The sequence below is a fragment of the Pseudoxanthomonas gei genome, assembly GCF_010119615.1.
GTDB classification, from domain to species: domain Bacteria; phylum Pseudomonadota; class Gammaproteobacteria; order Xanthomonadales; family Xanthomonadaceae; genus Pseudoxanthomonas_A; species Pseudoxanthomonas_A gei.
The window spans coordinates 1-11,552 of the sequence record NZ_QOVG01000018.1 but is presented as its reverse complement, the minus strand read 5'-3'; the positions used below and the strand labels follow the sequence as shown (position 1 = coordinate 11,552).

The following is an 11,552-nucleotide window of genomic DNA, read 5'->3' as shown; positions in this document are numbered from 1 at the left end:
GATCAGACTTCTACTGCTGGCAGTGCTGCTTTGTGCTGCCTGCCGTAGCCGGCACCATGGATGGCGGCGCATGCGAGCAGGCAGCACAAAGCAGCACTGCCAGCAGTAGAAGTCTGATCATGGTTTCCCCCCGGTTACCGGCAAGCTTGCCCCAAATGCGGAAGCTACGGCAATGCAACCTTGCCAAAGCAGGCATCCCTTCGCCTCAAAGCAAGCGGGTTCCCAGTGGCACCTCGCCATCCGGTACGCACAGCGCGACGCGGCCTTCGGCATCATGGAATCCGGTTACCAGACATTCGGACATCACCGGCCCGATCTGCTTCGGCGGGAAGTTCAATACCGCCACGACCAGCCGGCCGACGAGTTGCTCGGGCCGGTACAGGGCCGTGACCTGCGCGCTGGATTTGCGCACGCCGATGGCCGGGCCGAAATCCACCTGCAGGAGGTAAGCCGGTTTGCGGGCTTCGGGGAATTCGGACGCGGCGATGATGCGGCCGACGCGGAACTCCACTTTCTCGAAATCGCTCCAGGCGATCAGCCCGGTACCGCCCACGCTGGAGGACATGCAGCCGGCCCTACTTGCCGTGGAACGCTGTGATATCGAAGTGCAGGTCTACCCGCTTCCCATCGGCAAGCTTCACGGTAAGTACGTCGTAATGGGGAGGGCCGGTGATCTGCCCCCTCGACTCGACCGTGGCGCCGGGCAGATGTTCGCTTATCCAGTGCAACTCGGCTGCCACCCCTTCGGCTGCGGTATGTGCACCAACGATGACGACGGACTTGCGCAGGGTGGTGCCGTCGCCACCGGCATAAGTGACGGCGGCGCCCATGGTGGCTGCCTGGGCCAGCAACAGCAGCGGCTGCACCAGCATCATTACAAGCAGGCATCGCAGGAAGATTCGGACGTGCATGCAGGCTCCTGGGCGTTGAGTACGGTTGTCTAGGCAGGGGGCCCGGCAATTCTCTCTGTTCCGCGCGGTGATGTCGCCCCCGTGCGTTAGGATTTGCGAACGCTGTCGCCAGCCGGATCCCGCATGCCCGCACCCATCGATGAATTGTCCTCGCAAGTTGGGGACTTAAGTCCCGACGACCTTGCCGGCCTCGCCCGCCCGCTGGTGATCCGTGGTGCCTGCAATGACTGGCCGCTGGTCCGTGCGGGGCGCGAATCCGACAGCGCCTTCGCCCATCAGCTGTCCTCTCTGGACAATGGCAGCGCCGTCGACACCCTGCTGATGGCGCCCCAGGAAGCGGGCGTGATTGGCTACAACGCGCACCTGAATGGCTTCAACTACCGGCACTTCCGCGTTTCGGTCACCGAGGTCCTGCAGCGCCTGGCCGCCTACAGCCGGCACCCGGGAGTCACGCCGGGTGTGGCCCTGCAAAGCGCGCTGATCCCGGACTGTCTGCCTGCATTCCAGCAAGCGCATCCCATGCCCTTGCTCGCGCCGGGTATCCTTCCGCGCCTTTGGATCGGCAACCAGGTCACTACGCCCACGCACTTCGACGCTTCCCACAACCTGGCGGTAGTGGTGTGCGGGCGGCGACGCTTCACCCTGTTCGCGCCCGAGCAGGTGGGAAATCTCTATATCGGACCTCTGGATTTCGCGCCCACCGGCGCGGCCATCAGCATGGCGCGCCTGGACCAGGCGGACGACCCACGTTTCCCGCGCCTGCGCGTGGCCCTGGAGCATTCGCTGACGGCCGAACTGGTGCCTGGCGATGCGCTCTACATCCCGCCGCTGTGGTGGCATCACGTGGCATCGATGCAGCCGCTCAATGCACTGGTCAATTACTGGTGGAAGGGACCGACCACCGATGGCTGCATTGCCGAGTCGGGAATGGGTGCACTGACACACGCCCTCCTCGCCTTCAAGTCGCTTGCACCCGCAGAACGTGCAGCCTGGAAGACCTTGCTGGACCACTACGTCTTCAACCAGGAGGACCCGGCCGCGCACATCCCGGCCGATCGTCGCGGCGTGCTGGGCAATCTGACTCCCGAGCTGGTGGAACAGGCAAGGCTCAAAATCCGCCATTCCCTGTGATGGCGACGAAAGCACTGTGCGCAGTCCGGGTGAAGTTCTTAGGCACACCTCGCAGTTCTTGAAGCAGACCTCGCATGGAACCGATTACGCCTTCCGCCAGCTAAATGACCCAGGTGCGCCTCATAGGCCATTCATTGGTCAAGCGGTGAACTACGCGCAGGCCAACTACACCGTTGGCAACCCGAGCAAGGAACCAACATGAAACTCTCCTCCCGCCAACAGTCCCTGTGGTCGGTCGCGCTGGGTACGGCCCTGGCCCTCGGCATGGGCACCGCTGCCAGCGCCCAGGACCGTGGTGGTCCCCGCGCCAACACCGAACAGGAAGACAGCGACAACAACAAGGTCAAGCAGCGGCGAGAGCAGGCTGCGGGTGAGCAGGCGGCACGTCAGCAGCAGCGCGCGCAACAGGTCCAGCGCGAGGGCGAGCGTCAGCAGCAGGAGCGCAACCAGCAGGTCCGCGAGCAGGTCCAGCGCCAGCAGGCAGAGCGCGGCGACCAGCAGCGCGAACAAGCGGCACGGCAACAGGCTGCCCGTCAGGGTGAGCGCCAGCAACTGGAACGTAACAACCAGGCTCGCGAGCAGGCCCAACGCGTGCAACTCGACCGCGCCGCCCAGCAGCGCGGGATTGCAGAGCGCGCCCAGGCTGCTCGTCAGCGCAACGAGCAGATCCAGCGCGCCAGCGATCCTCGCCAATTGCCGGTCCAGCGCCAGCAGGCCGAGCGTGACCGCGTCGAGCGCCTGGGCAACCGCGGCAACGAACCCTACCGTGTGCGCTCGGCGACCGACCCACGCAACCGCGCCGACCGTGAGGCGGCAGCGCGCCAGCTGCAACAGCGCCAGGCCTCTGGCCAGGGGACCGGGGACTTTGGCGACAATCGCAGGGACGATCGTCGCAACGACCAGGGCAGGCTGGGACGCGACGCGCAGGAACGTCGTATCCGCGAGGAACGCGAGCGTGCCGACCGTTTCCGCCAGCAGCACCAGCGCGACAGCCGCAACCAGTGGGAAGATCGTTACGCGCGCCAGTTGCGCGAGCAGCGCCGCAATTCGCAGTACCGCTACCAGCAGCAGTACTACGACCGCCTGCGCCAGCAGCAGTTGCGCTTCGTCTCCAGCAACTACAACTATTACAACGACCCTTACTACTACACCCCCGCCAGCTATCGCTATTCGTACGGCGGCCGTTCCTACCAGACCAACCGCTACGGCCGCGACCTGATGAACCAGGCGGTCAACTACGGTTACCAGGAAGGCCTGCGCGCCGGGCGTGCCGACCGTGATGACGGCTGGCGCAGTGATTACCGCAACAGCTACGCCTATGAAGATGCCAGCTACGGGTACAACGGCTACTACCTTGACCAGGACCAGTACAACTATTACTTCCGCCAGGGCTTCCAGCGCGGCTACGAAGACTCCTACCGCAACGACTACCGTTACGGCCGACGCGGCAATGATGGCAATTACGCCATCCTCGCCGGTGTGCTGGCCGCGATCGTGGCCCTGCAGGTCATCCACTGACGGCAGGTGATCCACTGACGGCGGGCACACAGCCCGCAGCCCCAGGAACGCCCGGCCATGCCGGGCGTTTTCTGTTGGATGCCAGGTTGCGGCTCAGGCCTGCTCGGCAGACTCGAAGAACATCAGGTACACCAGGCGCCCATTTTCCATCGAGTCGCCAAAGTTCTGGCCTGCCGTGTGCCACAACCAGGGGCGCAGCAACAACAGCCGGTTGAAGCGCATTGGCACGCGCATGCTCATGTCCCAGCGGGTGTCATCCGTGCTGTCCTGGCCGAGGATCTGGTCGACCATGCCCTTGGCCGATGAATAGCCGAATTTGGCGGCCTCCGCGTCGGTGTACGGCGCCCGGTCGGTACCAGTGGCCTTGTGGGTGAAAAATTCAGTGCCCCCACGACAGTCTTCGGGGCGGCTCAGGAACAGGATTCCCGACCAGTGCGCGCCATCGACATGCACTTTTGCCTTGCCCTTGTCGGCGGCCAGGGTGATGCGGCTCTTGGAATGCGCCTGCGGCGGGGGCATCGCCCTCACGCTTTCTCCCACCAGCCGCGACACCTGCTGGTCCAGCCCATCGATGTTGATACGCTCGAGCGAATTACGCCCGGGGAACATCCCTTCCTGTGGCGGGTAGGTCAGCCGCAGCGCGGCCTGGCGCAGGGCCTGGGCGTTGTCCAGGAAGTCGTCGACGATGATCAGCGAAGTAGGCATGCGGCCAGCGTACCGGCAGCCCTCGCCCGCCGACAAGCGCGCAACGCAGCAGCCGGCAGGTCAACGCAACTGGCTGTCCTTGCTGCCCCGGCGGTTGTAGCCGCTGTGCCCGCCGTCGTCCGCATCGTGGGCCTCCTGGCATGGCACGCAAAGGTGCACGCCCGGTATGGCCTTGCGCCTGGCCTCGGGAATGGGGCTGTCGCATTCCTCGCAACGCTCCAGGCTGGGGCCTTGCGGCAGCTGGCTGCGCGCTCGCTTGATGCCATCGTTCACGGTGGCGTCGATCTGGTCCTGCACCGCCCCGTCGCCTGCCCATCCGGTTGCCATGACTGCCTCCTGAGAACTGGATCCTGTGGTGCCGGAGGATAAACCCGGACCCATGAACGAAATGGGGCGTGCGCGCTGCATGGGCGGGCGCACAAAACGGGGCAGCTGCGGCTTTAAAGCCCGGACACGCACGCAGCCGCGGGTGGAGGCATAAACTTCCCGGCAACGGCATGTCGGGTCGCTGCGGAGGACTTACCGATGATCAGCTGGGTGCTGGCAGCCGCACTGGCGCTCCCGGGTGCCGGGGCCGAGGTCGCACCGCCGCCTGACCCTGTAACGCTGATGGTGGTGCCGGCGGAACTCCGCGCGCGGATGCAGGCGCAGGTCATCGAGCCCGCTCGCGGCGAGCACCAGCGCCTCCAACGCCTGCTGCGCTTCCTGTCCGACGACGAGCCCGGCCTGGCCATGCTGTACAACGACGAAGCGACCCAGAGCGTCGCCGAGGCCTACCTCAACCGCCAGGCCAACTGCGTCACCTACACGATGCTGTTCCTCGCGCTGGCGCAACAGGCCGGACTGGACGCCTATCCGCAGGAGATCGAGGAAACGCTGGCGTGGCAGCAGCGCGACGGCATCGTCTACCGCACCAACCACGTCAACGCCGGCGTACGTATCGGCACGCACCGCTACACGGTGGACGTGGGGATCGGATTCGTGATCGCCCGCCACCCGGCACATCGCATTTCCATGCGGCGGCTGCTGGCGCAGTACTACAACAACCACGCCGCCATGCTGATGAGCGAGCGGCAGATGGCACCGGCGCTCGCGCATGCGCAGGTAGCGCTGGAACTCGACCCTGCCTATCCCATCACCTGGAGCAACACCGGCGTAATCCGCCTGCACGATGGCGACCCCGAAGGCGCGCGCCGGGACTACGAGACGGCGTTGCGCCTGGATCCGGACAATGCCGCCGCACTGTTCAACCTGGTGGGCCTGTACCAGCGCAGCGGCAACCGCGAACTCGAGCAGTCGTACCGGCGCCGGCTGGACAAGGTGCAGCAGGCTGATCCGTTCCACCAGTTCCTGATGGCGGCCGAGTACGAGCGCCAGGGCAATGCGACGCTGGCCATCCGCCACTACCAGCGGGCCATCAGGTTGTACGGCGACGAACATCGCTTCTATTACGGGCTGGCGCGGGCTTTCATCCTGGGCGGAAACCAGCGCCGCGCGTCGCGCGCGCTGGAGCGCGCGCTGGAGCTGTCGCATGACGACGCAACCCGCAACCTATACCGGGAAAAAATGGCCGAGCTTTCCGGGCAAGTCAGCCGCTAGCGTCGACGCCCTTGCCACGCAAGGGCCAGGTGCCCAGCAGCTGGTGCCGGCTCTGGCCCAGCAGGCTGCGTACCAGCGAAAAGTCACGCACCGTCCAGGAGATCGGGTCGATGGATTGCGCGGGCAGCACGCGCTTGTCGTACAGCAGGGTGACGTGGGGGGTGAACTCGCGCTTCAGGTAGCGCCCCAGCCCGGCGGCCATCAGCTGGTTGCTGAGTTCCCGCCACAATGCATGCACGGGCTGGCGTGCTTCGCCTCCCTGCAGCACGCAAGGATGGTTGCCTTCGCGGCCGGCGAAGCTGGAGGCCGATGACAGGATGATCTCGAATGGCGCAAGGTCGATGCGCGACGCCGCGCCGGATGCCGCCTGCACGATGTCCTCGCGCGCATCCACGTGATCGCCGAGGTGATGCAGGGTGAGGTGCAGCCGGGCCGTTTCAATGGAGCGCCCGGTCAGTGAATGTTCCGCGCGCAGGCCATCGGACTCCACCGCGATGGCTTCGCCTACGGCCGCTGGCGGGAACAGGCAGAAGAACAGCCGGTCGGTCTGCGAGCGGGGCTCGAAACCGGACAGCGATTCCTGCTGCGGCAGGTGTGACCCACGACGTACAACCATCTGCAGTACCCTCGATCAGCCGGTTTGCCAGGATGGCGCCGTCCCATGGTACCGCCACCTTCGCGACAGCGTGCCGCAATAAGCGGCTTCCTGCCACGGCCACGCGCCGCTGCCGTGGCAGGCGCTTAACCTGGCGATGGCTACCCTGTCTTCCTCATCTTGCAGGAGCCCGACATGGAACCCAGCGTGCATCCCTTTTCAGAACTTTTCGCCCAGCTCGGCCTTGCGGACGACAACGACGGCATCCAGCGCTTCATCGCCACGCATTCACCGCTGCCCGACGGCATGCGCCTGGAGGATGCCCCGTTCTGGTCACCCGCGCAGGCCCAGCTGTTGCGCGAGGAGCGACTGGACGATGCCGACTGGGCGATGGTCGTGGACCGCTTGAACGTGGCCCTGCATGCCATGCCGGAACAATAGCCTGGGGCGCATCCCGTGATGGCGCGCGCCGGTTGGCAGGGGCAGTACCTTGCCGGAAACCGACCGGCGCCACGATTGTGATGCCACTATCCGTGTTGGCAGGCGGTAACGGCCCATTCGCCGGTGCTGGCCAGGCTGCCCAGGCGTTGCGTCCGGCGGGGCCGGGACGCTGACGCTGCAATCGACAGGCCCGCCAACACACCTCCCTGCTCCCCACCGAGGACATGCGCATGCCGACGATCACCACACAGGACGGAACCGAACTCTTCTACAAGGACTGGGGCGATGGACAACCCATCGTGTTCCACCACGGCTGGCCGCTCAGCGCGGACGACTGGGATACGCAGATGCAGTTTCTCCTGGGCAAGGGCTTCCGCGTCATCGCCCACGACCGCCGCGGCCATGGACGTTCCAGCCAGACCGACAGCGGCAACGAGATGGATACCTATGCCGCCGACGTGGCGGCGCTGGCCGCGCACCTGGATTTGAAGGACGCCGTGCACGTCGGCCATTCCACGGGTGGCGGCGAAGTGGCGCGCTACGTGGCCAGGCATGGCAAGGGCCGCGTGGCCAAGGCGGTGCTGATCGGCGCGGTGCCACCGATCATGCTGAAGACCGATGCCAATCCGGGCGGGCTGCCGATGGAGGTTTTCGACGGCTTCCGCGCCGCCCTGGCCGCGAACCGGGCGCAGTTCTATCGCGACGTGCCCAGCGGGCCGTTCTACGGTTTCAACCGCGACGGCGCCAAGGTCTCCGAAGGCGTGGTCGCCAACTGGTGGCGCCAGGGCATGATGGGCGGGATCAAGGCCCACTACGACTGCATCAAGGCGTTCTCTGAAACCGACTTCAGCGAAGACCTCAGGCAGATCGAGGTGCCGACCCTGGTCATGCACGGCGACGACGACCAGATCGTGCCCTATGCCGATTCAGCGCCACTGTCGGTGAAACTGTTGAGGAACGGCACGCTGAAGACCTATCCAGGCCTGCCCCACGGAATGTGCACCACCCATCCGGAGATCATCAACCCGGACCTGCTGGCCTTCATCAGGGCCTGAAGGCCTCCAAGCCGGGCTGGCCTCGCCAGCCCGGTGTGCGACGCTGTCGATCGGACGCCCTACCAGAGGCTCTTTCCGTCGATCACCACGATCTTCTGCGTCGCGGCGTCATAGTCATCGAACAGGCGCGCGTTGACGCCGATCCTGCGGGTGACCTGGTCCCAGCTGCCGTCGGGCTTGAAGTCGGGGCTGTCGCTGTAGGTGGCGCAGCCGCATCGGCCGCAGAAGTGGTGGTCCACCAGTCTGGTCTGCCATCGATAGATGCCATCGTCACCCTGCACGACGACATGCAACTGCTCGGGCGTGTAATAGGCGAGCAAGGCGCCACGCTTGGCGCAGAACGAGCAGGTGCAGCGCGTCAGTTGCGCCGGCAATTCGCCATCGATGCTGAAACGGATATGGCCGCAGTGGCAGCTTCCGGTGATCGGCATGGCTTCCTCCGTCATGAATCCTTGAGCGCGTCGATGACCGCCTGGCTGAAAGCGGGAATGTCGGCAGGCTTGCGGCTGGTGATGAGGTGGCCGTCGATCACGACTTCGGCATCCTTCCAGAGACCACCGGCATTGACCAGGTCGGTGCGCAGGGAAGGCCACGAGGTCACTTCCCTGCCCTTCACCGCACCCGACTCCACCAGCAGCCACGGACCGTGGCAGATGGCCGCCAGCGGCTTGCCGGCCTGGTCGAAGGCGCGCACGAAGTCCACCGCCGCGGGCTGCATGCGCAGCTTGTCGGGATTGAGGACGCCGCCGGGCAGCACCAGCGCGTCGTAGTCTGCGGCGGAGGCCTGTGCAAGTTCCACATCGACCGCCACGCTTTCGCCCCAGTCCTTGCCCTTCCAGCCGCGGATGCTGCCGCTTTCCAGCGACACCACATCGACATGGAAGCCCGCATCCTTCAGGCGCTGGCGCGGGTCCATCAGTTCGGACTGTTCAAAGCCATCGGTGGCAAGGATGGCGATGCGTTTGCCTGTAGCGGCCATGGGAATCTCCTGCGGAAAAGAGACCGCAGGCTAGGCAACGGCAGGTTTGGAGGCGGTGAACGCTACGTGCAGCAGGCGCCAACAATTGTTGGGAATGCGCCCCGCCCGCCTGCACGCCACGACCTTGCTCAGCCGGAGATCTCGCGCACCGCGCGCACCGCGCGATCCACCTGTTCCGGAGTGTTCACCAGGCTGGGCGCCAGCCGCGCGTAGGTGATGGCATACGGGCTGGTGCTGGCAATGATCCTGCGCTCCAGCAGTTGTTTAACCACATCGGCGGGCTTTATTCCTTCCACCTCGAAGCAGACCAGCCCGGCGGAAAGATCGCCGGATACGGGCGTATGGATCCTGACCTTGCGGTTCTCGCCCAGCCCGGCCTTGCACTGGTCATTGAGGCTGCGGATGCGGGCCGCCACGCGCGCCTTGCCCATCTGCTGGTGCATGCGGAACGCAGCGGCGGTGGCCCACTGGTGGTCATAGGCAACAAAGCCACCGGGTGTCATGCGGTTGGCGTTGTTGGGCGACGCCGGTGCTGTTCCCTGCTCCCATGCCTTGTACTGGTCCAGGTCGCTGAAGCTGGGAATGGTTGGCCGCAACCGCGCCCAGTTGTCGGCATTGGCCCACACCAGTCCGGTCCCGCGCGGGCCGAACATCCATTTGTGCGTGCCCGCGCAGAAGTAGTCGGCGCCCAGGGTGGCGACGGTCTCGTCCGTGCTGCCGAGCCCGTGCACGCCGTCCACCACCAGCAGCACCGGCGGACCCTTGCGCGCGCGCAGCGCTGCCGAGATCTCGCGGATGGGCAGGCGGATGCCGCTGCTGGAATGCACCCAGGTCAGGCCCACCACCCGGGTCTTCGGACCAATGCCGGCCAGCAACGCGGCGATCAGCGAATCGGTGCTGGCCGCGGCCGCATCCTTGAACAGGGGGATCATGCGCATGCTGGCGCCAGCGCGTGCGGTGGCCAGGCGAATGGATTCATGGTGCGAGTAGTGGTCGTGCGTGGTGCACAGCACTTCATCGCCCGCTTGCAGCGGCAGCCCGTGGTAGACCAGGGCCAGGCCGGTGGTGGTGTTGGGGGTCAGGCAGACGTCCTGCGCGCGTCCGCCCAGGTAGTCGGCGATCACCGTCTGTACCTGCAGCGGCACGTTGTGGGCTTCATCCTCGAACAGGCCGCGTTCGAGTACCAGGAAGGGATTGGCATCGATCACGCGGCGATAGGTTTCGATGGCCTCGCGCACCGGCGCCGGGTGGCTGGCGATGAAGAAACTGGCGAAGTGCTGGTAGTCCGGATCCAGGTTGAACTGCGCGCGCACCTTGTCCCAGTCGGAAAGATCGGTGGCTGGCGCGGCCGGCTCGGCCAGCGCGGCCATCAAGGCGGAGGGAGCCAGGGCGCCGGCGGCCAGGGCGGCGGCCGGAGCGGCGAGGAAGCGACGGCGACTCAGGGGCATGGCATTCCACCTTCCAGTGCGGGCCGGGACAGCCCATCCTGAAAACAACGGCAGGGCGCCGTTGCAGCGGACAGGTGTGGAGCAGGCGTCGCGCCTGTGCGGCTTGCTATATCGCTATATCGAATGCCAATGCCAGTCCGCAGGAAGCAGTGTGCGGATCAGCCCGCCTGTGCCAGCACGTAGTCGATGGCCGCGCGCACCGCCGCCACCTGCGCCGCGTTGCATTGCGCCGGCGTTGCCCGCGGGCTGTCCGGATAGACCTCGGTGGTGGTCGTATAGCGCGCATCGGTGACGCGCGCACACAGGCCCAGGCGCTTGAGCGGGTACTGGATGACGCCTTCGGCCACCACCGGCGAGCCGATGATTTCGCCGCGGGCATCGGCCGGGGCAATGTGGGTGACCTTGGCCACGGCGGCGATCACCGCCTGCTGGAACGCCGGCTGCGGGTTTTCGCTGTCATCCACCAGGTAAAAGCCGTCGGGGATTGCGTCCGGCTCATAGGCGATGCCGTCGCGGGCGGCCAGCGCCGGGCGGAATTCGGACTCGTCGGTGTCGGTGGTCTCGTGCAGGTCCACGTGCAACAGCACGCGGTCGCGGAAGGGCTCCACCAGGCGCATCAGCGCCGCCGATTCCTGGGCCGGAGAATCCGGCCGGAACGAGCGATTGGGATCGATGGCCTCGGCGTTCCAGCGCTGCACGCGCTCGTAGGCCCAGGGACTGACGCAGGGCGCGACCACCAGGTTGACGCGACCGGCGTAGTCCGCCGCATGCTGGTCCAGGAACTGCAGCGCGCCCATCACCCCGCTGGTTTCGTAGCCGTGCACTCCGCCGGTGACCAGCACGCAGGGCAGTTCGTCGCGCCACTGGCGGCTGCGCACGGCAAACAGCGGGTAAGTGTCGACGCCGTAGTCCAGGCGCCCGTATTCGGCCACGTCGAAGCGCTCGCGCAGGCGTTCAACCAACGCCACCACGTCGGACAGGTAACTGCGTTGCGGAAGCTGCAGCGCGCGCCACTGCGCCAGTTCCGCAGGGCCCCACGCAATGCCGGGCGTGCCAATGGGATAGAAGGCTTCGGTGGTCATCGCGTCACTCGCCCTGCGTGGTCCTGGAGAAGCGGGAATTTTAGCATCGGGCCTCACTCGCCCCGTCCCGGCCCGCCTCGCCCACCCC

14 protein-coding genes are annotated in these 11,552 nt (G+C 66.1%); 5 read left to right on the top strand and 9 right to left on the bottom strand.

All coding sequences use genetic code 11. The features are described from left to right. Positions 1-205 precede the first annotated feature (205 nt). Positions 206-565, bottom strand: coding sequence for a tRNA-binding protein (locus tag DT603_RS15765; protein ID WP_162350944.1), 360 nt, complete (start codon positions 563-565; stop codon positions 206-208). Between the two features lie 10 nt (positions 566-575). After that, positions 576-911, bottom strand: a complete 336-nt coding sequence (locus DT603_RS15760) for a hypothetical protein (protein ID WP_162350943.1) — start codon at positions 909-911, stop codon at positions 576-578. A gap of 123 nt (positions 912-1,034) precedes the next feature. On the opposite strand from DT603_RS15760, the gene DT603_RS15755 reads away from it, so the two are divergent. Together DT603_RS15755 and DT603_RS15750 are read left to right on the top strand one after the other, a co-directional pair. Next, complete coding sequence (locus DT603_RS15755; RefSeq protein ID WP_162350942.1) at positions 1,035-2,042, top strand: cupin-like domain-containing protein; 1,008 nt, start codon at positions 1,035-1,037, stop codon at positions 2,040-2,042. A gap of 198 nt (positions 2,043-2,240) precedes the next feature. Then, positions 2,241-3,560 (top strand): hypothetical protein, encoded by a 1,320-nt coding sequence (locus DT603_RS15750; RefSeq protein ID WP_162350941.1) that lies wholly within the window; start codon positions 2,241-2,243, stop codon positions 3,558-3,560. A 93-nt stretch (positions 3,561-3,653) separates the two neighbouring features. On the opposite strand, the gene DT603_RS15745 is transcribed toward DT603_RS15750, so the two are convergent. Continuing rightward, positions 3,654-4,265 carry a DUF6445 family protein gene (locus DT603_RS15745; RefSeq protein WP_162350940.1) on the bottom strand — a complete coding sequence of 204 codons (612 nt, stop codon included), beginning with the start codon at positions 4,263-4,265 and terminating at the stop codon, positions 3,654-3,656. A 60-nt stretch (positions 4,266-4,325) separates the two neighbouring features. Next, the gene (locus tag DT603_RS15740) at positions 4,326-4,592 is read right to left on the bottom strand and encodes a DksA/TraR family C4-type zinc finger protein (RefSeq protein WP_162350939.1); all 267 of its coding nucleotides are present in this window, start codon (positions 4,590-4,592) and stop codon (positions 4,326-4,328) included. Between the two features lie 198 nt (positions 4,593-4,790). Here DT603_RS15740 and DT603_RS15735 point away from each other — a divergent pair, with 198 nt between their 5' ends. Then, positions 4,791-5,864 (top strand): tetratricopeptide repeat protein, encoded by a 1,074-nt coding sequence (locus DT603_RS15735; protein ID WP_162350938.1) that lies wholly within the window; start codon positions 4,791-4,793, stop codon positions 5,862-5,864. Here DT603_RS15735 and DT603_RS15730 read toward each other — a convergent pair. Continuing rightward, positions 5,854-6,480 carry a 2'-5' RNA ligase family protein gene (locus DT603_RS15730; RefSeq protein ID WP_162350937.1) on the bottom strand — a complete coding sequence of 209 codons (627 nt, stop codon included), beginning with the start codon at positions 6,478-6,480 and terminating at the stop codon, positions 5,854-5,856. The genes DT603_RS15735 and DT603_RS15730 overlap by 11 nt on opposite strands. Positions 6,481-6,654: 174 nt before the next feature. Here DT603_RS15730 and DT603_RS15725 point away from each other — a divergent pair, with 174 nt between their 5' ends. Both DT603_RS15725 and DT603_RS15720 read left to right on the top strand, forming a co-directional pair. Further along, positions 6,655-6,900 (top strand): DUF2789 domain-containing protein, encoded by a 246-nt coding sequence (locus DT603_RS15725; protein WP_162350936.1) that lies wholly within the window; start codon positions 6,655-6,657, stop codon positions 6,898-6,900. A gap of 230 nt (positions 6,901-7,130) precedes the next feature. Continuing rightward, positions 7,131-7,955, top strand: coding sequence for an alpha/beta fold hydrolase (locus DT603_RS15720; RefSeq protein WP_162350935.1), 825 nt, complete (start codon positions 7,131-7,133; stop codon positions 7,953-7,955). Positions 7,956-8,014: 59 nt separating this feature from the next. Here DT603_RS15720 and DT603_RS15715 read toward each other — a convergent pair whose 3' ends face one another. The 4 genes from DT603_RS15715 to DT603_RS15700 form a co-directional block, all read right to left on the bottom strand. Beyond that, a complete protein-coding gene (locus DT603_RS15715) occupies positions 8,015-8,401 on the bottom strand; it encodes a GFA family protein (protein WP_211368488.1) in 387 nt (128 codons plus the stop codon). After that, positions 8,398-8,934: a type 1 glutamine amidotransferase domain-containing protein gene (locus DT603_RS15710; RefSeq protein WP_162350934.1), complete on the bottom strand. Its 537-nt coding sequence runs from the start codon at positions 8,932-8,934 to the stop codon at positions 8,398-8,400. The genes DT603_RS15715 and DT603_RS15710 overlap by 4 nt, the downstream gene beginning before the upstream one ends. Positions 8,935-9,062: 128 nt before the next feature. Beyond that, positions 9,063-10,382 carry an aminotransferase class V-fold PLP-dependent enzyme gene (locus tag DT603_RS15705; RefSeq protein ID WP_162350933.1) on the bottom strand — a complete coding sequence of 440 codons (1,320 nt, stop codon included), beginning with the start codon at positions 10,380-10,382 and terminating at the stop codon, positions 9,063-9,065. A 158-nt stretch (positions 10,383-10,540) separates the two neighbouring features. Then, complete coding sequence (locus tag DT603_RS15700; protein ID WP_162350932.1) at positions 10,541-11,464, bottom strand: M14 family metallopeptidase; 924 nt, start codon at positions 11,462-11,464, stop codon at positions 10,541-10,543. Positions 11,465-11,552: the final 88 nt, after the last annotated feature.

Coding starts and splice junctions, on each gene's coding strand:
- DT603_RS15765 (WP_162350944.1), bottom strand. CDS start 565: ATGTCCTCCAGCGTGGGCGGTACCGGGCTGATCGCCTGGAGCGATTTC.
- DT603_RS15760 (WP_162350943.1), bottom strand. CDS start 911: ATGCACGTCCGAATCTTCCTGCGATGCCTGCTTGTAATGATGCTGGTG.
- DT603_RS15755 (WP_162350942.1), top strand. CDS start 1,035: ATGCCCGCACCCATCGATGAATTGTCCTCGCAAGTTGGGGACTTAAGT.
- DT603_RS15750 (WP_162350941.1), top strand. CDS start 2,241: ATGAAACTCTCCTCCCGCCAACAGTCCCTGTGGTCGGTCGCGCTGGGT.
- DT603_RS15745 (WP_162350940.1), bottom strand. CDS start 4,265: ATGCCTACTTCGCTGATCATCGTCGACGACTTCCTGGACAACGCCCAG.
- DT603_RS15740 (WP_162350939.1), bottom strand. CDS start 4,592: ATGGCAACCGGATGGGCAGGCGACGGGGCGGTGCAGGACCAGATCGAC.
- DT603_RS15735 (WP_162350938.1), top strand. CDS start 4,791: ATGATCAGCTGGGTGCTGGCAGCCGCACTGGCGCTCCCGGGTGCCGGG.
- DT603_RS15730 (WP_162350937.1), bottom strand. CDS start 6,480: ATGGTTGTACGTCGTGGGTCACACCTGCCGCAGCAGGAATCGCTGTCC.
- DT603_RS15725 (WP_162350936.1), top strand. CDS start 6,655: ATGGAACCCAGCGTGCATCCCTTTTCAGAACTTTTCGCCCAGCTCGGC.
- DT603_RS15720 (WP_162350935.1), top strand. CDS start 7,131: ATGCCGACGATCACCACACAGGACGGAACCGAACTCTTCTACAAGGAC.
- DT603_RS15715 (WP_211368488.1), bottom strand. CDS start 8,401: ATGACGGAGGAAGCCATGCCGATCACCGGAAGCTGCCACTGCGGCCAT.
- DT603_RS15710 (WP_162350934.1), bottom strand. CDS start 8,934: ATGGCCGCTACAGGCAAACGCATCGCCATCCTTGCCACCGATGGCTTT.
- DT603_RS15705 (WP_162350933.1), bottom strand. CDS start 10,382: ATGCCCCTGAGTCGCCGTCGCTTCCTCGCCGCTCCGGCCGCCGCCCTG.
- DT603_RS15700 (WP_162350932.1), bottom strand. CDS start 11,464: ATGACCACCGAAGCCTTCTATCCCATTGGCACGCCCGGCATTGCGTGG.